The organism is Croceicoccus sp., assembly GCF_983967925.1.
This window is the reverse complement of the sequence record NZ_CFETID010000009.1, coordinates 1-20,683: the sequence shown is the minus strand read 5'-3', so window position 1 is coordinate 20,683 and position 20,683 is coordinate 1. Positions and strand designations below refer to the sequence as shown.

The following is a 20,683-nucleotide window of genomic DNA, read 5'->3' as shown; positions in this document are numbered from 1 at the left end:
CGGTGCATTGTGCCAGAGCGTTCAAGTCCCGCCAAGCGTTCCCGCAATCAGCAATTGACCGGTGACGCCTTCATTGGCGTGTAGAAAGGCGATGGTAGCCTTAAGCGCGTCCTCGCATCCCCCTGCCGAGGCGGGCGCGACCCCGTTCACCCGCGCCGGAACCGCCGCGCGGGCCAGTGCGGCGACGGCTTCGCGGCGCCAGCGATGCGGCTTTTCCTCGGCGTGATCGAATTGCAGGACGATGGATTGGCAACCCTCGGCCACCAGCGCGACCGCGCGCGGCAGATGCACCTGGTGGAACACCGCCGCCGCGGCAAGCGGATCGGCGCCGGCCAGTTCGACCTCCAGGACAGCCGCGCCCGTCATCGCCTGTGCCGCGTCAGCGTCATGCCGATCTTCTCGTCATGCTCTGCAATGGCGAGCTTGACGATCTTGACCCGGACCCATTTCACCCGCCCATCCTGCACGAACAGCGTGTCGCAGACATGGTCGGCCACCGCCTCGATCAGCTTGAAATGGACGCCGGGCGGCAGCGCCTGCGTTGCCGCGAATTTCAGGTCCATGTAGTTCTTGCTGGCGTCGAGCGGGGTGTCGGGCTCGAACCGGCCCGGCATATCGAGTTCCACCGCGATCGAAATGCGCAGCGGCTGCGGCTTGCCGGTTTCTTCCGAATAGATGCCGGTCAGCACATCGACGACAAGGTCTTCGACCTCGAGGATCAGCGAATCGTTCATCTCATGATCCTCGATCATTGGCCCAGCGGGCGAAAATGGCAGTGGGCAGGATACGGCGTGTATCGGTGCCGGGCGCGGCGGCTTCGCGCACCGCCAGCTCGCCGTGCTCTACGCGGCCCGGCAGCGCGGCGAACTGCTCGTCCAGCAGGCCCGCCAGCGACAGCGAGCTCATCCGCACGGCATAGGCCGTCAGGAACAGGAAGCGCGAATCGCCGTCCAGCAGCTGGCGGCAATCGGCGATCAGCGGGGCGAGACTTTCCTCGATCCGCCATGTCTCGTTCTTGGGGCCGCGTCCGAACTTGGGCGGGTCGAGGATGATGCCGTCATAGCGCCTCTCTCGACGCACCTCGCGCGCGGCGAACTTGGCGGCGTCGTCGACCAGCCAGCGGACCGGCGCATCGTCCATCCCGCTCAGCGCCGCATTGTCACGCGCCTGCGCCACCGATTTCTTGCTGGCATCGACATGCGCCACCGCGCCGCGCCGGGCGAGCGACAGCGAACCGACGCCGGTATAGCCGAACAGATTGAGCGTCTGCGGATCCGCCGTGCCTTCCAGCATCGCGTCCATCCAGTCCCAGACCGGGGCCATGTCGGGGAAGAAACCGAGATGGCGGAACGGCGTGCATTGCGCGGTGAACTTCACCTCGCGCCAGCTTAGCGGCCAGCCGTCTTCCGGAACCGGTTTGGCGAATTGCCAGCGCCCGCCGCCATCCTCGTCCGATCCGGGCACGAATTCGCCATGCGCGTCCCATTCGCGCAAACGCGGCTTCCACATCGCCTGCGGTTCGGGGCGGATAAACCGAAAAGGGCCATAGCTTTCGAACTTCCGCCCCTCGCCGCTGTCGAGCAGCGCGTAATCCGCCCAGCCCTCACCGATCAGCAATTGGGGAAGTTCGACAAGGCTGGCCATCAGGAGGCGACGGGCGCGGGGCTTGGCGTTGCATGCTCGGCGACGAAAGCGGCGACCGCTTCGTAGGTGCCGGGCAGATCGGTGCAGGCCTCTTCACGGTTCATTAGATCGGCAATGCGCGGCGGCAATTCCGGAGAGACGCCGATGGCAGCCTCGACCGCAGGAGCGAATTTCGCGGCATCGGCGGTCGCCAGCGTCACCACCGGCACGCCGTGCGGCAGATCGGCATCCAGCGCCGCGGAAAGCCCGATCGCCGTATGCGGATCGATGATCTTGTCGCAATTGTCATGCGCCCAACGCATCGCGGCACGCATCGATTCGGCATCGACCCGCGCGCTGGCGAACAGCGAAGCCGCGCCTTCCCTCTGCGCATTCGTCAGCTGCATCGCCTTCGACCCCTCGAACCCGCGCATCTGGTCGGCCATGGCCGCGCCGTCACGCCCGCCAGCATCGAACAGCAGGCGTTCGAAATTGCTGCTGACCTGAATGTCCATCGACGGCGCTTCGGTCGGCGTGACGCCATGCGCCGAATAATCGCCGGTCGACAATGCGCGGTGGAGAATGTCGTTCACATTGGTCGCAACGATCAGCCGCTCGATCGGAAGCCCCATGCGCGCGGCCACATGGCCCGCGAACACGTCGCCGAAATTGCCGGTCGGCACGCTGAACGCGGTCTTGCGATGCGGCGCGCCCAGCTGAATCGCGGCGGCGAAATAATAGACCACCTGCGCCATCAGCCGCGCCCAGTTGATCGAATTGACCGCCGTGATCCGGAACCGCCCGGTCATGTCGGTATCGGCGAACATGCGCTTCACCATGGCCTGAGCGTCGTCGAAGCTGGCGTTTTCCAGCGCGATATTGTGCACGTTGGGTGCGATCACGCTGGTCATTTGGCGGCGCTGCACCTCGCTGACGCGGCCCTTGGGGTGGAGCATGAAGATGTCGATCTTCTCGCGCCCCGCCACCGCGTCGATCGCGGCGCTGCCGGTATCGCCGCTGGTCGCCCCGACGATGGTCAGGTGCTGGTCGCTATCCTTGAGGAACTCCTCGAACAGCAGACCGAGCAGCTGCAACGCCACGTCCTTGAACGCCAGCGTGGGTCCGTGGAACAGTTCGAGCAGCCAGTTGCGCTCGTCAAACTGGGTCAGCGGGGTCACCGCCTTGTGCGCAAAGCGGCCATAGGCCTGCCGCGTCAGCTCCAGCAGGCGGTCGGGCGCGATACAGTCGCCGACGAAGGGCTGCATGACTTTCGCTGCCAGCTCGGCATAAGGCAGGCCTGCCATCTCCGCGATGTCGTCGGCCGAAAAGCGCGGCCATTCGCGGGGCACGTAAAGCCCGCCGTCGCTGGCAAGACCGGCAAGCGTGACCGAACGGAAATCGAGCGGCGCGGCGCTGCCTCTGGTGCTGATATAGTCCATGAGGCGCGCGGTTAGCCCCGCTGGCCCGTCAAGGCAAGACGGCGCTGATCATGCGGCGTTCCAAGGGTCAGTCAGCGGGTTTCGAACGGAGTCGGCGCAGCGCTAGGCCATAAATGACCAGAGCGGTGATGGCGAAAAAGAACCATTGAAACGCATAGGCCATGTGGTTGTCGGGCAGATCGCGCGGATCCGGCGCCGCATTGGCGCGCAGTCCGGCCACGGGCGGATCGGCGACCAGGCGCACGCCTTCGCCGTAACGCGTTATGCGGCCTGTCACCTTGCCGCCATCCCAGCGGACCGGTTGCGGATTTTGCGTCCAGCCCATCTGCACCGCGGCCTCGTTGCCTTCTGCCGTGCGGCAATTCGCGATCTGCACCCAGCCCGCAGCGCCCTCGCTGTTGCGGCCTGCGATGGCATCGCGGCTGGTAACCTCTGAGCAGGTGAAGGTGGAGCGTCGGTAATAATTCGCCTCGAACTGGTCGGCCGAGACGGGCCAGGCGACCGGCGTGTCGTCCTGCGCGGCATCGGCGTAACGCGTAAGAAGCTCGTGCTTCCAGTTCGCGCGCTGGATTTGCCACATGCCCAGCGCCACCATGACGGCGACCGCGGCGAGCACGAAAATGGTCGGGATTACGGGAAGGCGCCGCATCATGCCTCGGGATCGCGGCCACCCGCTTCGCGCGCATCGCGGTGATATTCGATGATCAGTAGCAGGCCCTTGGCGACGCGCAGGCCGCCCATCACCATGACCACCGTCAGCGGGACCCACAGCAGCACATGAACCCAGAACGGGGGATTGGCGGCGATGTCCAGCCAGATCGCCAGCCCGGTTATGATCGCTCCGATAATCAGGGTCAGGAATGCCGCGGGACCGTCACCCACGTTGAAGCGCTCGTAATCCAGCCCGCAGGATCCGCATCGGCTTGCGAAGCGAACCCAGCCTGCCGGGAACCCGCCTGCAAACATCGTCTGCGCACCGCATCGCGGGCATTCGCCCAGCACCGCACTGCGCAGCGCAGGACCCAGATCCGGCCCGCCGGGATCGGACGCCAGCGGGACGGACGCCTGTTGATCAGGATCCGTCACCGCCGGCGCTTCATCGTTATCAATGGATCGTGGCACCCCAGCCGCCCCAGACGTAGACGGCAATGAACAGGAACAGCCAGACGACGTCGACGAAGTGCCAGTACCAGGCGGCTGCCTCGAAACCGAAATGCTGACGCGGGGTAAAATCGCCCTTGTAGGCGCGCACGAGGCAGACGATCAGCATGATGGTGCCGACGATGACGTGGAAGCCGTGGAAACCGGTCGCCATGTAGAAGACCGAGCCATAGGTGTTCTCGCCAAAGGGGAACGGCGCGTGCATGTACTCGTAAGCCTGGATCATGCTGAACAGCACGCCGAGGATGACCGTCAGCCACAGGCCCTGCTTCAGCCCTTCGCGGTCGCCGTGGATCAGCGAGTGGTGCGCCCAGGTGACCGTGGTACCGGAACACAGCAGGATGAGGGTGTTGAGCAGCGGCAGGTCGAACGGATCCATCACCGCCTCGATTGCGGCGGGCGGCCACACGCCATCGACCGATTCGGCCAGCGTGCTGGGGAACAGCGAGAAGTCGAAGAACGCCCAGAACCAGCCGACGAAGAACATCACTTCGGACGCGATGAACAGGATCATGCCATAGCGCTGGTGAAGCTGGACCACCGGCGTGTGATCGCCGGCACGCGCTTCCTTGATGATGTTGCCGAACCAGCTGAACATCGAAATGATCAGCCCGATCAGACCCGCGATCAGCAAATAGGTGCCGAACGGGTAATCGTGCATGAAGAACGCCAGACCCGAGGTCATCACCAGCGCTGAGAACGAGGTGAGAAACGGCCAGGGGTCGGTCGGCAGGATATGATAATCGTGGTTCTTGGTGCCGGCCATTGTCGCGTGTCTTCCCTTAACTGATCGCCCAAACGGTTCGCGTGAACGGCACAGCTGCGCCGCATGCAAACCCAAACCTTAGCGCCGCGCTTTAGCCAGCGGACCCCCAATGGTCCAGAGGCTTTACGCCTGCGATGCCGAATAGAGTATCCGGCGCCGCTAGAGCCGCTCGCTTTCGTAAAAGCTGTAGCTCAACGTGATCTGCTCAATATCCTTCGTATCCGGATCTTCCAGGATCGCGGGATCGACATAATAGATGACCGGCATCTCGACGTCCTGTCCCGGCTTCAGCGTCTGCTCGGTAAAGCAGAAGCATTCGATCTTGGTGAAATATTTGCCCGCCTGCACAGGGCTGACGTTGAACACCGCCGTTCCCGTGATGTCGCGCGCCGCATTGTTCCGCGCCTCGTACTTCGCAAGCGCCTTCTCGCCGATGACGACATTGCTGGTCGTCTGCATCGGGCGGAACGTCCACGGCAGGCCATTGGCGACATTGCCGTCGAATCGAACCGAGATCCGCTGCCCGGTCGCCTGAACGGCCGAAGCCTGCGCGGCGCTGGCCCTTTGCGTCGTGCCGTCGATGCCCGTTACCTGACAGAACATGCGATAGAGCGGCACGGCTGCATAACCCAGCGCCAGCATCGCCAGCGCAACACCGAGGAAGATCAGACCGGTGCGCGTGTTCTGAGCCATGCGCGGCCGGTTCGGGCCATTTCCGGATGGGGCGATTGTCTGTGCCATGGATCAACTCGTCGGAAATCGAACAATGGTGAGAAGGAAGAACAGAACCACCAACCCGCCGAGAAACAGGCCCAACGCGATATTGCGCGCCTTTTGCCGCACGCGAATCTCGCGCGTCAGCTTTTCGCGGTCGGTTTCGCTTTCGGTCCCATGCGGCACGGTCATGCGATGATCCCCGCCTGCGCGAGCAGCCGATCGATCACCAGCGCGCCGAACAATGCGAACAGATAAAGGATGCTGAACCCGAACAGGCGCTTTTCCGGCTTCATCGTATCGTCGGGCTGCGAGCGGCGTAGTCCGACCGGGACCGAGAGCGCAATGAACATGGCCGACAGCGCGGCAGCACTGATCGCATAGACAATGCCCGCCCCGCTCACGAACCAGGGCGCGAGCGCAACAGGCGCGAGTGCGACCGCATAGGCAAGGATCTGGCGGCGGGTCGAAACCTCACCCGCGACGACGGGCATCATCGGGATGCCGACGCGCGCGTAATCGGTCTTCACGAACATGGCGAGCGCCCAGAAATGCGGCGGCGTCCACATGAAGATGATCGCGAACAGCAGGATCGGCATGAGCGTGATGTCGCCCGTCACCGCTACCCAGCCGATCAGCGGCGGGAACGCCCCTGCACCGCCGCCCACGACGATGTTCTGCGGCGTCCGCGGCTTGAGCCACATCGTATAGACCACGGCATAATAGAGAATCGAAAACGCCAGCAGGGCCGCTGCCAGCCAGCCCACGCCAAGGCCCATCACCATGACCGAGCCGGCGGAAAGTGCGATTCCGAAATCGCGCGCATTATCGCGGTCCATCCGGCCGGCTGGGATCGGACGGCCTGCGGTGCGTTTCATCTGGCCGTCGATGTCGGCCTCGTACCACTGGTTCAGGGCCGCCGCGCCGCCTGCGCCGAATGCGATGCACAGGATGGCGGTAAAGCCGATGATCGGATGGATCGCGCCCGGTGCCGCCAGCAATCCGCACAGGCCAGTGAACACCACCAGCGACATCACGCGCGGCTTTGTCAGCGCGACGAAATCGCGCCAGTCCGCAGGCAGGGCAATGCCCGCCGCGATGCTGTCTTCGGTGTTGGCCATGCTTGCCATGATAGTTCCCTAAAGGTCCGTTCAGCCAGACCCGCGATAAGCGAAGGGGAGCGTGACGGAGCCGCTGCTCCATCGACGCCCCCCTGATTCTCTGGTCAGGACGGCGCCCTGACCCCGGCCCGAGGGCCTTAGTGAGCGGCGCCCGCCTTGTCGTCGATCACCGGCAGGGTCTCGAACTGGTGGAACGGCGGGGGCGAGGACAGCGTCCACTCCAGCGTCGTCGCACCTTCGCCCCAATAGTTACCTTCCGCCTTCTTGCGCACGATGATCGCGTACAGGATGTTGGCGAAGAAGATCACGATGCTCACCGCCATGATCTCGTAACCCTTGGTCGCGACCCAGTTCCACAGCTCGAAAGCCGGGGTGTAGTCGGGATAGCGGCGGGGCATGCCGTTCATGCCCAGGAAGTGCATCGGGAAGAACAGCGTGTTCACGCCCACGAAGAAGACGATGAACTGCAGCTTCGACAGAAGCTCCGAGTGCCAGACGCCGAACATCTTGGGGAACCAGTAGTACCAGCCGGCGAACATCGCGGTCACGGCGCCCAGCGACAGCACGTAGTGGAAGTGCGCCACAACGTAATAGCTGTCGTGCAGATTGTCGTCGATGCCGCCATTGGCCAGCACCACACCGGTCACGCCGCCAACGGTGAACAGGAAGATGAAGCCCAGCGCCCACCACATCGGCGAGGCGAAGCGCAGCGAACCGCCCCACATCGTGGCGATCCAGCTGAAGATCTTCACGCCGGTCGGCACCGCGATCACCATGGTCGCAGCGGTGAAATACATCTTCTCGTTAACCGACAGGCCGACGGTGTACATGTGGTGCGCCCACACGATGAAGCCGACGACGCCGATCGCGACCATGGCGTAGGCCATGCCGAGGTAGCCGAACACCGGCTTGCGGCTGAAGGTCGAGATGATCTGCGAGATGATGCCGAAGCCCGGCAGGATCATGATGTACACTTCGGGGTGACCGAAGAACCAGAACAGGTGCTGGTACAGGATCGGGTCACCGCCACCCTGCGGGGTGAAGAAGGTGGTGTTGAAGTTACGATCGGTCAGCAGCATCGTGATCGCCGCGGCCAGCACCGGAAGCGCGAGCAGCAGCAGGAACGCCGTGACCAGAACCGACCACACGAACAGCGGCATCTTGTGCAGGCTCATGCCCGGTGCGCGCATGTTGAAGATGGTCGTGATGAAGTTGATCGCACCCATGATCGAGCCCGCACCCGCAAGGTGGAGCGCGAAGATGCCGAAGTCCACCGCCGGTCCGGGCGAACCCGTGGTCGAAAGCGGGGCATAAACGGTCCAGCCGGTGCCTGCGCCCATGCCGGTACCACCAGGCATGAACGCGCTCATCATCAGCGAGCAGAAGCCCATGAAGGTCAGCCAGAAGCTGATATTGTTCATGCGCGGGAACGCCATGTCGGGCGCGCCGATCATGATCGGAACGAACCAGTTGGCAAACCCGCCGATCATGGCGGGCATGACCACGAAGAACACCATGATCAGGCCGTGCGCCGTGATCAGCACGTTCCACAGGTGGAGCGAACCGTCGAAATCGCCAGCCGCGCCGCCGAGAAACTCGTGAACCGCGCCCAGGTACTGGATACCCGGTTCGGCCAGCTCCATACGCATGATGCCCGAAATGCCGCCGCCGACGATGGCCGCGAAGATCGAGAAGATCAGGTAGAGGGTGCCGATGTCCTTATGGTTCGTCGACATGAACCAGCGCTGGAAGAACGCCGGCTTGTGATCCGCGTGCGCATCGTGATGCGCGTCCTCGTGGACCGGGAAGGTTTCAGGGGCGGTCGTGGCCATCGTCTTGGTACCCTATCCGTAAAATCTGTCAGGCTGCGGTCGGCGCCGGCTCTGCGGCATCGACGTCTTCCTCAAGCGCGCTGTCGGGGCGCGGAGCCCCCGCTGCGCCGGGAACAGCCGATTCGGGCTCCTGGACCGGCATGTTGACGTCCGTCATCGCCGGTTCGCCAAGCGTGCCGCCCGGCTGTTCCAGAACCCATTGTTCGAATTTGTCACGGGGCAATGCCTCGACCGCGATCGGCATGAAGCCGTGACGCGCGCCGCACAGTTCCATGCACTGGCCGTAATAGACACCCGGTTCTTCGATGAACATCACCTTCTCGTTCAGGCGGCCCGGAACGGCGTCCAGCTTGAACCAGAGCGAGGGAACCGCGAACGAGTGGATCACGTCCGCGCCGATGGTCTGGATACGGATCGGAACGCCTGCCGGCACGACCATCCGCTTATCCACCGCGAGCTGGGTCGGTTCACCGTTGGCAAGCGCCTCATCCTCGGGCAGCATGTTCGAGATGACCTCGAAACCGCCGTAGTCGGGATAGGTATAGCCCCAGTACCACTGATAGCCGGTAACCTTGACCGTCAGCGCGCCTTCGGGCGCGGTCTCGTACTGGCTCGCCAGCAGGCGCATCGACGGCACCGCAATGCCCAGAAGCACCAGAACCGGCAGCAGCGTCCAGACCACTTCGATCAGCGTGTTGTGGCTGGTGCGCGAGGGCTTGGGATTGGCCTTCGTCCGATAACGGACGACCACCCACAGGAGAAGAAGCAGAACCAGGAGCGAGATGGCCGTGATGATCGGCATCAGCACGGCATTGTGCATCCACTGACCGTATTCGCCGATCGGCGAAAACTGCTCCTGAAAGCCGATGGCGCCCGGGGTCGGCATGCCCTTGCCCTCGGTCGGTTTCATCGGGACGTAACCGCCCACGACGGCATCTTCCGGCAGCGCGGTGGCTTCGGCGGCGGCGGCCAATGCGGTGCCTGCCGAAACCATCAAGGCTGCGCCCGCGAAGGTCGCGTACTGGGCTGCGCGGCGGATTCCCATGACTGTCAAGATCGCTTTCCCTGATCCCGTTCCCACCCCGGTCGGGCAGTCGTTAAACTGCCATCCCAATCGGCGGGCTGACTGAACTGAAACGTGGTACATATCCACGCGAATAGCACGAATAACATGCCATCGGGCCTGCCCGAAGGGGCAAGACTTGGGGGGCCTATACGCGCGCTTGCGGGCGTCCTCAAGCACCTCTAGGGGATATTTTTGATTAAGCTTGCATTCCGCCGGCTTTTTGCCATCTGGCGGCCACCCGTTTCGCTGCCGGGACAGGACGCCCTGTCGCATGCTCCTTATATAGGGGCACGGTGCATGCGCGGGATCACGCCCGCCGCTGTCGCAGCGCCTATTGGACGAGGAATGATGAACGAAGACGAGGTCCTGTCGGAATTTCGCGCCGCCGGCGCATTGCTCGAAGGGCACTTCCTGCTGTCGTCGGGCCGCCACAGCGCCCATTACCTGCAATGCGCGCGCGTGCTGATGAGCCCCGACCGCGCCGGACGGCTGGCGCTGGCGCTGGCCGCCGCCCTCCCCCGCGACCTGCGCGGCAAGATCGAAAAGGTCGTCTCGCCCGCGATGGGCGGGATCATCATCGGGCACGAAATGGGCCGCGCGCTCCAGGTCGACGCCATCTTCGTAGAGCGTCCCACCGGCACGTTCGAACTTCGCCGCGGGTTCGACATCCAGCCGGGCGAGAAGATCCTGATGGTCGAGGACGTCGTCACCACCGGCCTGTCCAGCCGCGAGGCGATCAAGGCGGTCGAGGACGCGGGCGGCAAGGTCGTCGGCATCTGTTCGCTGGTCGACCGTTCGGGCGGCAAGGTCGAATTCGACATCCCCTATCACGCGCTCGTCTCGCTTTCCTTCCCGACCTATGCCGATGACGAGGTGCCTGCCGAGCTTGCCGCGATCCCGGTCGAGAAGCCGGGCAGTCGCAAGAAGCCCTGACGGAGATCCTTCGGTGACCGCCTCCGGACCAGCGCCGCATGCCCTCAGGCTGGGCGTGAATATCGATCACGTCGCGACCATCCGTAATGCGCGCGGCGGAGATCATCCCGATCCCGTTCGCGCGGCGGAGATCGTCGCGGCGGTCGGCGGCGACGGCATCACCGCGCATCTGCGCGAGGACAGGCGCCATATCCGCGACGGCGACCTGTCGCGCATCCAGTCGGCCACCGGTCTTCCGCTCAACCTGGAGATGGCGGCGACAGAAGAGATGCTGGCTATCGCGCTGTCGCATGCCCCGCATGCCGCCTGCATCGTCCCTGAAAAGCGCGAGGAACGCACCACCGAAGGCGGGCTCGACGCGGCGGGCCAGCACAACAGGCTGGCGCCCATCGTGTCGCGGCTTGCCGATGCGGGCATCCGCGTTTCGCTGTTCATCGAGGCGGAGGAACGACAGCTTGAGGCTGCCTTGCGTCTGGGCGTCCCGGTGGTGGAATTCCACACCGGTGAATACGCCCATGCCATCGGCGAGGAACGCGCCCGCGAGCTGAAGCGTATTGCCGACATGGCGGCACTGGCGGCAAAGAACGGGATCGAACCCCATGCGGGCCACGGGCTGACCTATGAGAATGTCCAGCCGATCGCGGCCATCCCGCAGCTGGCCGAACTGAACATCGGCCATTACCTGATCGGCGAGGCGGTTTTCGTCGGACTTGAAAGTGCCGTGCGCCGGATGCGCGAACTTATGGACGAGGCCCGTTGATCTTTGCCCCTCAAACGCCGGGCGCGGGCCATCCGGCCCGCTTGGCTTTGCCGCATAAGCGGCGGCCGTTTGGCCTTGCGGGAGTCGCTTCGCGCCCCGGTTCACTGCTTTTCATCGGTGGCTTCGCATGATCATCGGCATGGGCTCCGACCTCTGCAATATCGAGCGGATCCAGAACTCGCTGGACCGGTTCGGCGAGCGGTTCGAGCTGCGCGTCTTTACCGAGATCGAACGGACCAAGGCTGCGCGCCGTCCCTTCACCCGCGCCGGCACCTATGCAAAGCGCTTCGCCGCGAAGGAGGCGTTCTCCAAGGCGGTCGGCACGGGCTTCAAGCGCGGCGTGTTCATGAAGGACATCGGCGTGGTGAACGCGCCGTCGGGCGCGCCGATTCTCGCGCTTGAAGGCGGGGCGGCGGCGCGGCTGGCCGAACTGACTCCCGCCGGACACGAGGCGATCGTCCATCTAACGCTGACCGACGACCATCCCTGGGCGCAGGCCTTCGTCGTGATCGAGGCCCGCCTGCTGGCGAACGCGCCGTGAACAGCCCCCGCCCCGACTGGCGCCAAGGCCTGCGGTTCAATTCGCGCCCTGCGCAGACGACCCGGTCCGCCAATAGTATCGAACCGATCGACGCCCCCGCCCGCGAACGCGTGAACTGGCTGCAGGAGGCGGCAGGACTGGCCGCGATGCTGCTGGCCGTGCTGGCGTTCCATTCGCTGGTGGCCAAGCCCTTCTACATCCCCAGCGGATCCATGATGCCCAACCTGCTTGTCGGGGACAGGCTGATCGTGTCGAAATATCCCTATGGCTGGAGCTGGGTGTCGGCCTCGTTCCACGTATTGCCGCGTTCGGCGACGCGCGTGATGGCGGGCACGCCCGAATATGGCGACATCGTCATCGTCTCGCCCCCTTACGCGAATGAGGACTGGATCAAGCGCGTGGTGGCCCTTCCGGGCGACCGGATCGCGGTGCGGCGCGGGCAGATCATCCTGAACGGCGAGCCCGTTCCGCAAGAGGTCGAGCCGCCGATTCAGCTGGATACCGACGATTCGCAATGGTGCGACGGCCGCCCCTGTCTTGAGGCGTTCGAGCGTTTCCGCGTGCGCCTGCCCAGCGGGCGCGAGGTCTACGAGCCGCCGACATGGCGCGAAACGCTACCCAACGGGGCCAGCTATCTGGTCATCGATCATCTGAACCAGTCGCTCGACAACAGGCCGGAAATCACCGTGCCCGCCGATCATGTGTTCCTGATGGGGGATAATCGCGATCATTCGGCGGACAGCCGCGAAATGCGGCCCGGGCTTGGCCTTGGCGGGCCGGTGCCGCTTGCGGACGTCGGTGGACGCGCCGAGTTCATCACTTTCTCGCTCGACGGCAGCGAATCGTGGAACCCGCTTTCATGGTGGAGCGGCTTGCGCACCGAACGCGCATGGCGCACTCTGCGTCCGGTTATAAGGCCGGTCGCAGCAGGTGAGCCGGCCATGCAACGAATGGGGGGATAGGACCGATGGACGACAGCGATCCGCATCCGCAAACGGCCAGCCCCACTCGCATCGCCGATCCGCGCCTGCGGTTCGAGGCGCGCCGGGCGCTGGTCTGGGTCTGGGTCGTCGCGCTGGTCGGCATCGCCATCTACATGTCGCAGGCTCTGCTGGTCGTGTTCGGCGGGCTTGTGCTGGCCGCGATCATCGACGGCGGCGCGCGGCTGCTGGGGCGCGTCCTGCCGATCGCGCGGGTATGGCGCGTCGCCATCGCGCTGCTGCTGGGCGCGGCCTTCATCGTTTGGGTTGCCATCTTCGCCGGCACGTCGCTGGCCGAGGAAGCGGCGCAGTTTCCGGCTTTGGTCGAGGATCAGGCACTTCGCCTGTTCGCATGGCTGCGCGAACAGGGGATCGAGATCCGCGCCGAAGAATTTCGCAGCCTCGCCGAACAGGCAGCGGGCAGCATCGGTCAGCTGACCAGCGCGGTCGGCGGTATCATCGGCGGATTAACCACTCTCTTCCTTATCCTCATCATCGGCATCTATGTCGCGCTGGAACCCAATCTCTACGAGCGCGGCGTGGCATGGATGGTGCCTGACAGCCGCCGCGAGGCGTTTTTCGAGATGGCGGCGCAGATGGGATACTCGCTGCGCCGGCTGATGTTCGGCCGTCTGGTCGGCATGGTTTTCGAAGGCCTGCTCACCTGGGCCGCGCTTGCCCTGTATGGCGTGCCGCTGGCTTCGCTGCTCGGGCTATTGACCGGATTGCTGGCCTTCATTCCCAATATCGGGGCGCTGATCTCAGGCCTGCTGATGGTGCTGGTCGGCTTTTCGGGCGGCGTCGACATGGCGCTTTATTGCGTGGGGGTCTATTTCGTGGTCCAGACCTTCGACGGCTATATCGTCATTCCGATGATCGCGAAGAAGACGGTCGACCTCGCCCCCGCGCTGGTGCTGGCCGGGCAGCTCGTGCTGGGTGTGCTGTTCGGCATACTCGGGCTGGCACTGGCGGATCCGCTGATCGCGATGATCAAGGTCATGCTGGAATATCGCTCGGACCACAGCCGGAAAGATGACTTCAACGACATCGAGGCCGAGCGGAGCTTCAGGCCGGTTTAGGCGAACACCAAGGTTAGCGAACAAGGGTTATTAATGGCGCGCAAGTTTCTCTACGTCATCGCGTTTCTGGTGGTGGTGGTCATCGCGGGCGGCATCGCGCTCAGCTTCTGGTCGCGCGAGCTGACCGAACTCGTATTTGTTCCCTCGGGCGAGTTCGAGGAACAGGCCGCGTTGCAGGACAATGCCTATGAAGACCCGGCGATGTGGATTTCGCGTCCGGGCATGGGCGAAAGCAATCCCGCCAGGTTCCTGCCCGAAGGCTTCGTCGAAGAAGGGGGCGCATCCGACAGCGCGGTGTTTTTCGTTCACCCGACCAGCTATACCGCGACCGACCACTGGAACGCGCCGCTGGACGATGCGGACGGCCGCAGCGGGGCCGAATTATTCGTGCGCGGCATGGCCAGCCCGTTCAATCGCTCGATCCAGCTGTGGGCGCCGCGCTACCGGCAGGCCGCCGTGGGCGCTTTCCTGACGCAAAAGCCTCAGGCGAAGCGCGCCGTCGATGCCGCCTATGCCGATGTGGCGCAGGCCTTCGACTATTTCGTCCAGTCGATCCCGCAGGATGCACCCATCGTGCTTGCGGGTCACAGCCAGGGATCGCTGCACCTGATCCGCCTGATCAAGGAGAAGGTCGCCGGCACGCCGCTCGCCTCGCGGATAGTGGCGGCCTATGTGATCGGCTGGCCGGTATCGACCGAGGTCGACCTTCCCGCGATGGGCATGCCCGCTTGCGCCACGCCCGCACAGGCCGGCTGCGTGATGAGCTGGCAGAGCTTTGCCGACCCCGCCAATCCGGAAGCTTTGCTGGAGGCCTATGCACGCGGCCCCGACCTCGACGGCGTGCCCAAGCTGCCCGAAAACGTGCTGTGCTCGAACCCGCTGACCGGCGGCGTCGGCGGCGAAGCGCCGATGGAGGACAATCTGGGGACGCTGGTGCCCGACGAAGGCCTGACCGGAGGCCGCATCGTCACCGGCGCGGTGCCCGCCAAATGCGATCCGCGCGGCATATTGCTGATCGGCGATCCGCCAGAGATGGGCAATGCCGTGCTGCCCGGCAATAATTACCACGTCTATGACATACCGCTGTTCTGGGCCAATCTGCGCGCCGACGTGGCGCGGCGCGAGGCGGGTTACGCAAAGGCCGTTCCGGCAGCGTCATGATCGTCGAGACCGCGCGCGCATTTTCCGACGCGCTTCCCGATGGCGGCATGCTGATCGGGCTGGATCCGGGTACGAAGACGGTCGGCGTGGCGCTGTGCGATGCGGGCTGGCGATTCGCGACGGCGGGCAAGACAATGCCGCGCGGCAAGTTCGGCGCGTTGAAAGAGGCGCTCGCGGCGCAGATAACCCAGCGCAAGGTGGCGGGGATCGTGATCGGCCTTGCCAAGAACATGGACGGCAGCGAGGGCCCGCGCGCTCAGGCCGCGCGCGCACTCGCCCGCAACCTCGACGCCGCGTTCGCGCTGCCGATCCTGCTGTGGGACGAGCGCCTGTCCACCGCGGGCGCAGAACGCGCCATGATCGAGCAGGACATGAGCCGCGCCCGCCGTGCGGAGCGGATCGACAGCCATGCGGCCGCAATCATTCTTCAGGCCGCGATCGACGCCCTGTCCGCGCCCGGACTGGATTGAACTGCCGGGCTAGTTCGGATTGCGATGACGGCCGGGATCGAGTGCCGCGATCACTTCGGGAAACGCCTGCTGCAAATAGCCCAGAACCTGACGGCAACGGTCGGGCTCGCCCTCGCGCAGAAAGGCGTCCGCCTCCGCGAGCTTGCGCTCGAGGACCTGCAGCATGTGCCGGCAATTATTGGCGGCGTGACGAAGAGCTTCGGGATCGTCGGCCCCGTCAGGCGTGTTCACTTCCATGCGCAGCGCTTTGCCGAGGATCGAATGCCGCGCAATATCAAGTGACATAGTCTGATACTTTATCGCTTCTTTCGAATCGCAATCGTCAATGCATCGGGCGCTAATGCCGGGCCGTTTTCCTCGCTCGGCAGGCGCACGGCGTCGGCGCGGGCGCGGACGAGTATCGATTGCGGCACGTCGGGATCGTGCACGACGACATCCGCCCCGCCCAGCCATCTTGCCTCGCGCAGGGTAAGGTCGTCCGGGTCGTCCGATCGCAGCACGATCTCATATCGTCCCCGCTCGGCGTCCGCGCTTTCGCCTTCCAGCCAGCGCGCGACGGCATTCCCGTCATGGGTGGCCATCGGATCGAGCGGACCGCCCTCGCGCAGGGCCGCATCCAGCGCGCGCCGCCGCTGGTCCGCGGTGGGAAAGCGCGCGCGGATCATGTCCCGGCCCGCCGATAATTGCCGCGCCAGCAAGCCCAAAGTCTGGGGCAGGAACCGTTCGAGCCGCAACCGCAGCATCTTTGCCATGCCTGCCGATGCGCCACCGGTGCCGACCGCCACAATCACCGGATCGCGGTCGACGATCGAGGGGACGGTAAAATCGCACAAGGCTGGCCGGTCGGTCACATTGACGATCAGGCCTTTGCCCCGCAGCCGCATCGCCGCGGCCTTCGCCTCAACCTCGTCGTCCAGGACCACGAAAGCCAGCTGCGCATGATGCGCCTCCGCCTCGCCCACGCAGATGCCGCCTGCCCGCTCGACCAGCCGGCGCTTGGCATCTGCCGCCTCGCCCATGCCCAGCACCACGACCTTGCGATCCGCGATGCGGTGGAAGAGCGGCAGCGAGTTCACAGCCAGTCCGGCACGCGCTCGGCGGCGAGGATGGCCGCCGGGTCGATCCGGTCCGCCACCACCGCGAACCTGTCGCCGCTGACCAGTACCTCGGGCACCAAAGGGCGCGAGTTGTAGGTGTTCGCCATCGTCGCGCCATAGGCGCCAGCGGTGCGGAACACGGCGAGGTCGCCCGCCTTTACCGCATCGACGTCTCGGTCCTTGGCAAAGACGTCGCTCGATTCGCAGATCGGGCCGACGACGCTGGCGGTAAAGCTCTCATTCGTGGGCCGCACGGCGGCGAAATCGTGCCACGCATCATACATGGCGGGGCGCGCAAGATCGTTCATCGCCGCATCGACCACCACGAAGGGCGCGGTGACGCCTTGCTTGACGCGGATGACTTCGGTGACGAGCACGCCCGAATTGCCGGTAATGACGCGCCCCGGCTCGAACATCAGCGTGACGTTCCAATCCTTGCAGATCCGCGCGACCATCGCGCCATAATCGGCGGGCGACGGAAATTGCTCGCCCTCGCGGTAGGGGACGCCGACGCCGCCGCCCAGGTCCATGTGGGTGATGTGGTGCCCCTCGGCGCGTATCGCCTCCATCAGCGCACCCATGCGGGTGAAGGCGGCCTCCAGCGGCTCGAGGCTCTGCAACTGGCTGCCGATATGCACCGCCAGCCCGCGCAGGTTCATGCCGGGCAGGCGCGCCAGCCGATCGAACATTTCCGCAGCGCGGTCATAGGGCACGCCGAACTTGTTCTCGGCCTTGCCGGTCGAGATCTTGGCATGGGTCCCCGCCTCGACATCGGGGTTCACGCGCAGCGCACAGGGCGCCGTCACGCCGCGTTCGGCGGCCAGCGCAGCAAGCTCCTCGCCCTCTTCCTCGGACTCCAGATTGAACTGCCCGATACGCGCCTCAAGCGCGGCGGCCAGTTCACGGCGCGTCTTGCCGACGCCCGAGAACACGATATCCGCCGCGGGAATGCCCGCCGCCAGCGCGCGGCGCATCTCGCCCTCGGACACGACATCGGCGCCGAAGCCCTGCTCCTTCAGCACCTTCAGCACCGCGAGGTTGGGGTTGGATTTCACCGCGAAGGCCAGGTGCACGCTCGGCAATTCACTCAGTCCCTCGCGGAAGACCTGCGCATGGCGTTCCAGCGTCGCGCGCGAATAGACATAGACCGGCGTGCCGACCTGCTGCGCGATACGCGCCAGCGGCACGTCCTCGGCATGAAGCTCGCCGTTGTGATAATGAAAATGGTCCAAGGGTAATCAGCCTTCGGGCGGGAGGTCGAACGGGTCTTCCTCGCGCGGTTCGGATCTCGTGCGAAGCTCGACATTGCGCTCTGGCGCAGCCTGCACCGGGCGTTCGAGCAGCTCTTCCGCCTCCGGCTGGATCGCCGCGCCATAGGGCGTGGGCGGAAGGTCGTTGCCGGGGGCCGGTTTCAATTCGGTCTGGCGCGCGCAGCCGGTGACGGCCAGTGCCGCAAGGGCGAGCGTGATCACGAGACGCATCTCAGTCCTCCCCGTTCCCGGTTTCGGGCATGCCGAGCGCGCGGCGCGCATCGGCGACACGCAGCCTTACCTGCGCGGGCGCGGTTCCGCCATGGCTGGCGCGCGCCGCGACCGAGGAATCGACCGACAGCGCCTTGTAGACCCGCTCGTCGATACGCGCGTCGATGCCTTTCAGATCGTCCATGCTGAGCGCGTCGAGCGCGATGCCCCGGCTCTCGGCCAGCTTGACCGCCGCGCCGGTGATGTGATGCGCCTCGCGGAAAGGAATATCGCCTTCGCGCACCAGCCAGTCGGCAAGGTCGGTCGCGGTGGCATAGCCCTGCTCCGCTGCGCTGCGCATCCGGTCGGTGCGGAACGTCGCGCCCGCGATCATACCCTCGGTCGCGGCGATGGAGAGCGCCAGCAGGCCATGCGCCTCGAACACCGGCGGCTTGTCGTCCTGCATGTCCTTGGAATAGGCGAGCGGCAGGCCCTTCATCGTCATCATCAGGCTCATCAGACAGCCGGTCACGCGCCCCGCATGGCCGCGCACCAGTTCGGCGGCGTCGGGGTTCTTCTTCTGCGGCATGATCGAGCTGCCGGTCGACAGCGTATCGGGCAGCCGAACGAAGCCGAAGGGCTGGCTGGCCCATAGCACCAGCTCCTCCGCCAGACGCGACAGATGCAGCGCGATCTGGCTGGCGGCCTGCAGATAGTCGAGCGCGAAATCGCGGTCGGACACGGCGTCGAGGCTGTTGTCGGTCGGCTTGGCGAAATCCAGCGCTTCGCAGGTCGCCTGCCGGTCGATCGGAAAGCCCGTGCCCGCCAGCGCCGCGCTGCCCAAGGGACATTCGTTCATGCGCGCGCGCGCATCCATCAGGCGCGAGCGGTCGCGCCGAAACATCTCGTAATAGGCCATCAGATGGTGGCCCAGCGTCACCGGCTGCGCAGTCTGCAGATGGGTAAAGCCCGGCATGATGCTGCCCGCATGCTCGCCCGCGCGCGTCACCAGTGCGCGTTGCAGCGCCGCCAGCCCCGCATCGGTCTGATCCAGCGCGTCGCGCACCCAAAGCTTGAAGTCGGTCGCCACCTGATCGTTGCGGCTGCGCGCGGTGTGGAGCCGTCCGGCCGCTGCGCCGATCAGCTGGGTCAGCCGGTCCTCGGTCACCATGTGGATGTCTTCGAGGTCCCAGTTCTCGGGCACGCCATTCGCTTCATATTCCGCGGCCACCTTGTCGAGGCCTTCGGTGATCGCGTTCATGTCATCCGCCGAAACGATGCCCTGCGCGCCCAGCATGGCGACATGCGCCTTGGACGCTCGGATATCCTGCCGCCACAGCGCCTTGTCGAAGGGGATGGACGCGTTTATCTCGCGCATGATCGCGGACGGGCCTTCGGCAAAGCGCCCGCCCCACATCTGGTTTGCAGCCTTACCCTTATCGGAGCCGGAATCGCCCATGTTCAATCGCACACCTTCTTATCTGCCGGGAATGCTGGCCGTCGCAGCCGCCTTCTCGCTTGGCGCGTGCGATAGTCAAAGCGAGGCTCCGCAGCAAGGCGAGGCCGCACAAAGCGCCCAGCCCGCCCCGCAGGCCGGCGTGATGGACGAAAGCCATGCGGGCGAGGTGCTGCCCGATTTCAGCATCAGCCTGCCCGACGGTACGCAGAAGAAGCTGGCGGAATTCACCGGCCAGCCGCTGCTCATCAATCTATGGGCGACCTGGTGCGGGCCCTGCAAGCTCGAGATGCCGATGCTCGAACAGCTGGCGGGCGAGCGCGAGGGATCGCTGAAAGTGCTCACCGTGTCGCAGGATATGCAGGGCGCCGAAGTGGTGGAGCCCTTCTTCGAAGAGCAGACATTCGCCAATCTGGAACCCTGGCTCGACAGCGAGAACAATCTGGGGTTCGCCTATGGCGGGGGCGTACTGCCGCTTACGATCTATTACGATGCGCAGGGCAAGGAAGTCTGGCGCATGATCGGAGAGCACGACTGGACCAGCGCCGAAACGGCCGAGATGCTGGCTTTGGCCGAAGGATGACATGAAAACGACCGCCGCGATTGGATCGCGGCGGTCGGTCAATTCATTCGCACGAGCGGAAATCCGCCCGCAGGATCAGCGGACCCAAAGCAGTCCCAGCGAGGTGGCGACTACCATCGCGGGCACGACGCGCAGGACCATGAAAGTGTAGGCACACTGGCGCGCGAGGCGTGACGTTTCGTCCATTTCCAATCCTTCCGTCGTGGCCCGCTCAGCGGCGGGCATTCCCAAATCTCTTACCTGCTCATTCTCACCCAAAAGTGTTAACAGCAAGTAAACTTTTCGACGTGGACATTCCTCGATCCGTGCTGCGAGTGCGAAAAAAGGAGCCCGATTGACGCGCGCGAAAAAGCGTCTAAATCGGCCCTCGTAATGGCGCCGAAAGGCCGCCGGGCGGTTAGCTCAGCTGGTAGAGCATCTCGTTTACACCGAGAGGGTCGG

General features: G+C 64.9%; 25 protein-coding genes. 8 read left to right on the top strand and 17 right to left on the bottom strand.

Features of this window, described 5'->3' with window-relative positions; all coding sequences use genetic code 11:
- Positions 1-21 precede the first annotated feature (21 nt).
- From AC4FIJ_RS06965 to coxB, 12 genes are all read right to left on the bottom strand, one after another.
- Positions 22-366: a Rossmann fold domain-containing protein gene (locus AC4FIJ_RS06965; protein WP_490335989.1), complete on the bottom strand. Its 345-nt coding sequence runs from the start codon at positions 364-366 to the stop codon at positions 22-24.
- Positions 363-734: a dihydroneopterin aldolase gene (locus tag AC4FIJ_RS06960; RefSeq protein WP_490335988.1), complete on the bottom strand. Its 372-nt coding sequence runs from the start codon at positions 732-734 to the stop codon at positions 363-365. Before AC4FIJ_RS06960 ends, AC4FIJ_RS06965 begins: the two co-directional genes overlap by 4 nt.
- Before the next feature lies 1 nt (position 735).
- Positions 736-1,644 (bottom strand): class I SAM-dependent methyltransferase, encoded by a 909-nt coding sequence (locus tag AC4FIJ_RS06955; protein WP_490335987.1) that lies wholly within the window; start codon positions 1,642-1,644, stop codon positions 736-738.
- A complete protein-coding gene (gene thrC / locus AC4FIJ_RS06950; RefSeq protein ID WP_490335986.1) occupies positions 1,644-3,062 on the bottom strand; it encodes a threonine synthase in 1,419 nt (472 codons plus the stop codon). Before thrC ends, AC4FIJ_RS06955 begins: the two co-directional genes overlap by 1 nt.
- A gap of 67 nt (positions 3,063-3,129) precedes the next feature.
- Positions 3,130-3,714, bottom strand: coding sequence for an SURF1 family protein (locus tag AC4FIJ_RS06945; protein ID WP_490335985.1), 585 nt, complete (start codon positions 3,712-3,714; stop codon positions 3,130-3,132).
- Complete coding sequence (locus tag AC4FIJ_RS06940) at positions 3,711-4,148, bottom strand: DUF983 domain-containing protein (RefSeq protein ID WP_490335984.1); 438 nt, start codon at positions 4,146-4,148, stop codon at positions 3,711-3,713. Before AC4FIJ_RS06940 ends, AC4FIJ_RS06945 begins: the two co-directional genes overlap by 4 nt.
- Positions 4,149-4,167: 19 nt before the next feature.
- Positions 4,168-4,989, bottom strand: coding sequence for a cytochrome c oxidase subunit 3 (locus AC4FIJ_RS06935; RefSeq protein ID WP_490335983.1), 822 nt, complete (start codon positions 4,987-4,989; stop codon positions 4,168-4,170).
- Positions 4,990-5,148: 159 nt separating this feature from the next.
- Positions 5,149-5,730 (bottom strand): cytochrome c oxidase assembly protein, encoded by a 582-nt coding sequence (locus AC4FIJ_RS06930; RefSeq protein ID WP_490335982.1) that lies wholly within the window; start codon positions 5,728-5,730, stop codon positions 5,149-5,151.
- Positions 5,731-5,733: 3 nt separating this feature from the next.
- Entirely contained in the window at positions 5,734-5,895 is a 162-nt protein-coding gene (locus AC4FIJ_RS06925) for a hypothetical protein (RefSeq protein WP_490335981.1), read from the bottom strand.
- Positions 5,892-6,824 (bottom strand): heme o synthase, encoded by a 933-nt coding sequence (locus AC4FIJ_RS06920; RefSeq protein WP_490336068.1) that lies wholly within the window; start codon positions 6,822-6,824, stop codon positions 5,892-5,894. Before AC4FIJ_RS06920 ends, AC4FIJ_RS06925 begins: the two co-directional genes overlap by 4 nt.
- 137 nt (positions 6,825-6,961) lie before the next feature.
- A complete protein-coding gene (ctaD, locus tag AC4FIJ_RS06915) occupies positions 6,962-8,656 on the bottom strand; it encodes a cytochrome c oxidase subunit I (RefSeq protein ID WP_490335980.1) in 1,695 nt (564 codons plus the stop codon).
- 28 nt (positions 8,657-8,684) lie between these two features.
- On the bottom strand, positions 8,685-9,701 hold the full coding sequence (gene coxB / locus AC4FIJ_RS06910; RefSeq protein WP_490336067.1) for a cytochrome c oxidase subunit II: 1,017 nt from the start codon (positions 9,699-9,701) through the stop codon (positions 8,685-8,687).
- Between the two features lie 369 nt (positions 9,702-10,070).
- Between coxB and pyrE the strand changes: the two genes are divergently transcribed.
- The 7 genes from pyrE (at position 10,071) to ruvX (ending at position 15,646) form a co-directional block, all read left to right on the top strand.
- Positions 10,071-10,655, top strand: a complete 585-nt coding sequence (gene pyrE, locus AC4FIJ_RS06905) for an orotate phosphoribosyltransferase (RefSeq protein ID WP_490336066.1) — start codon at positions 10,071-10,073, stop codon at positions 10,653-10,655.
- 13 nt (positions 10,656-10,668) lie between these two features.
- A complete protein-coding gene (locus AC4FIJ_RS06900; protein ID WP_490335979.1) occupies positions 10,669-11,415 on the top strand; it encodes a pyridoxine 5'-phosphate synthase in 747 nt (248 codons plus the stop codon).
- A 127-nt stretch (positions 11,416-11,542) separates the two neighbouring features.
- Positions 11,543-11,956 (top strand): holo-ACP synthase, encoded by a 414-nt coding sequence (gene acpS / locus AC4FIJ_RS06895; RefSeq protein ID WP_490335978.1) that lies wholly within the window; start codon positions 11,543-11,545, stop codon positions 11,954-11,956.
- A 77-nt stretch (positions 11,957-12,033) separates the two neighbouring features.
- On the top strand, positions 12,034-12,918 hold the full coding sequence (gene lepB / locus AC4FIJ_RS06890; RefSeq protein WP_490336065.1) for a signal peptidase I: 885 nt from the start codon (positions 12,034-12,036) through the stop codon (positions 12,916-12,918).
- A gap of 5 nt (positions 12,919-12,923) precedes the next feature.
- Positions 12,924-14,015: an AI-2E family transporter gene (locus AC4FIJ_RS06885; protein WP_490335977.1), complete on the top strand. Its 1,092-nt coding sequence runs from the start codon at positions 12,924-12,926 to the stop codon at positions 14,013-14,015.
- Between the two features lie 33 nt (positions 14,016-14,048).
- Positions 14,049-15,176: a DUF3089 domain-containing protein gene (locus AC4FIJ_RS06880; protein ID WP_490335976.1), complete on the top strand. Its 1,128-nt coding sequence runs from the start codon at positions 14,049-14,051 to the stop codon at positions 15,174-15,176.
- Positions 15,173-15,646, top strand: coding sequence for a Holliday junction resolvase RuvX (gene ruvX, locus AC4FIJ_RS06875; RefSeq protein ID WP_490335975.1), 474 nt, complete (start codon positions 15,173-15,175; stop codon positions 15,644-15,646). Before AC4FIJ_RS06880 ends, ruvX begins: the two co-directional genes overlap by 4 nt.
- A 9-nt stretch (positions 15,647-15,655) precedes the next feature.
- On the opposite strand, the gene AC4FIJ_RS06870 is transcribed toward ruvX, so the two are convergent.
- Genes AC4FIJ_RS06870 through argH form a run of 5 tightly spaced genes read right to left on the bottom strand, consistent with a single transcriptional unit; the run spans position 15,656 to position 19,620 of the window.
- The gene (locus AC4FIJ_RS06870) at positions 15,656-15,931 is read right to left on the bottom strand and encodes a hypothetical protein (RefSeq protein ID WP_490335974.1); all 276 of its coding nucleotides are present in this window, start codon (positions 15,929-15,931) and stop codon (positions 15,656-15,658) included.
- Between the two features lie 11 nt (positions 15,932-15,942).
- Positions 15,943-16,722 carry a precorrin-2 dehydrogenase/sirohydrochlorin ferrochelatase family protein gene (locus tag AC4FIJ_RS06865; protein ID WP_490335973.1) on the bottom strand — a complete coding sequence of 260 codons (780 nt, stop codon included), beginning with the start codon at positions 16,720-16,722 and terminating at the stop codon, positions 15,943-15,945.
- Positions 16,719-17,975, bottom strand: a complete 1,257-nt coding sequence (gene lysA, locus AC4FIJ_RS06860; protein ID WP_490335972.1) for a diaminopimelate decarboxylase — start codon at positions 17,973-17,975, stop codon at positions 16,719-16,721. Before lysA ends, AC4FIJ_RS06865 begins: the two co-directional genes overlap by 4 nt.
- A 6-nt stretch (positions 17,976-17,981) precedes the next feature.
- Positions 17,982-18,224, bottom strand: coding sequence for a hypothetical protein (locus tag AC4FIJ_RS06855; RefSeq protein WP_490335971.1), 243 nt, complete (start codon positions 18,222-18,224; stop codon positions 17,982-17,984).
- Position 18,225: 1 nt separating this feature from the next.
- Positions 18,226-19,620: an argininosuccinate lyase gene (argH, locus tag AC4FIJ_RS06850; protein ID WP_490336064.1), complete on the bottom strand. Its 1,395-nt coding sequence runs from the start codon at positions 19,618-19,620 to the stop codon at positions 18,226-18,228.
- A gap of 40 nt (positions 19,621-19,660) precedes the next feature.
- Here argH and AC4FIJ_RS06845 point away from each other — a divergent pair, with 40 nt between their 5' ends.
- On the top strand, positions 19,661-20,242 hold the full coding sequence (locus AC4FIJ_RS06845) for a TlpA family protein disulfide reductase (protein WP_490335970.1): 582 nt from the start codon (positions 19,661-19,663) through the stop codon (positions 20,240-20,242).
- Positions 20,243-20,683: the final 441 nt, after the last annotated feature.

Coding starts and splice junctions, on each gene's coding strand:
- AC4FIJ_RS06965 (WP_490335989.1), bottom strand. CDS start 366: ATGACGGGCGCGGCTGTCCTGGAGGTCGAACTGGCCGGCGCCGATCCG.
- AC4FIJ_RS06960 (WP_490335988.1), bottom strand. CDS start 734: ATGAACGATTCGCTGATCCTCGAGGTCGAAGACCTTGTCGTCGATGTG.
- AC4FIJ_RS06955 (WP_490335987.1), bottom strand. CDS start 1,644: ATGGCCAGCCTTGTCGAACTTCCCCAATTGCTGATCGGTGAGGGCTGG.
- thrC (WP_490335986.1), bottom strand. CDS start 3,062: ATGGACTATATCAGCACCAGAGGCAGCGCCGCGCCGCTCGATTTCCGT.
- AC4FIJ_RS06945 (WP_490335985.1), bottom strand. CDS start 3,714: ATGATGCGGCGCCTTCCCGTAATCCCGACCATTTTCGTGCTCGCCGCG.
- AC4FIJ_RS06935 (WP_490335983.1), bottom strand. CDS start 4,989: ATGGCCGGCACCAAGAACCACGATTATCATATCCTGCCGACCGACCCC.
- AC4FIJ_RS06930 (WP_490335982.1), bottom strand. CDS start 5,730: ATGGCACAGACAATCGCCCCATCCGGAAATGGCCCGAACCGGCCGCGC.
- AC4FIJ_RS06925 (WP_490335981.1), bottom strand. CDS start 5,895: ATGACCGTGCCGCATGGGACCGAAAGCGAAACCGACCGCGAAAAGCTG.
- AC4FIJ_RS06920 (WP_490336068.1), bottom strand. CDS start 6,824: ATGGCCAACACCGAAGACAGCATCGCGGCGGGCATTGCCCTGCCTGCG.
- ctaD (WP_490335980.1), bottom strand. CDS start 8,656: ATGGCCACGACCGCCCCTGAAACCTTCCCGGTCCACGAGGACGCGCAT.
- coxB (WP_490336067.1), bottom strand. CDS start 9,701: ATGGGAATCCGCCGCGCAGCCCAGTACGCGACCTTCGCGGGCGCAGCC.
- pyrE (WP_490336066.1), top strand. CDS start 10,071: ATGAACGAAGACGAGGTCCTGTCGGAATTTCGCGCCGCCGGCGCATTG.
- acpS (WP_490335978.1), top strand. CDS start 11,543: ATGATCATCGGCATGGGCTCCGACCTCTGCAATATCGAGCGGATCCAG.
- AC4FIJ_RS06885 (WP_490335977.1), top strand. CDS start 12,924: ATGGACGACAGCGATCCGCATCCGCAAACGGCCAGCCCCACTCGCATC.
- AC4FIJ_RS06880 (WP_490335976.1), top strand. CDS start 14,049: ATGGCGCGCAAGTTTCTCTACGTCATCGCGTTTCTGGTGGTGGTGGTC.
- ruvX (WP_490335975.1), top strand. CDS start 15,173: ATGATCGTCGAGACCGCGCGCGCATTTTCCGACGCGCTTCCCGATGGC.
- AC4FIJ_RS06870 (WP_490335974.1), bottom strand. CDS start 15,931: ATGTCACTTGATATTGCGCGGCATTCGATCCTCGGCAAAGCGCTGCGC.
- AC4FIJ_RS06855 (WP_490335971.1), bottom strand. CDS start 18,224: ATGCGTCTCGTGATCACGCTCGCCCTTGCGGCACTGGCCGTCACCGGC.
- argH (WP_490336064.1), bottom strand. CDS start 19,620: ATGTGGGGCGGGCGCTTTGCCGAAGGCCCGTCCGCGATCATGCGCGAG.
- AC4FIJ_RS06845 (WP_490335970.1), top strand. CDS start 19,661: ATGTTCAATCGCACACCTTCTTATCTGCCGGGAATGCTGGCCGTCGCA.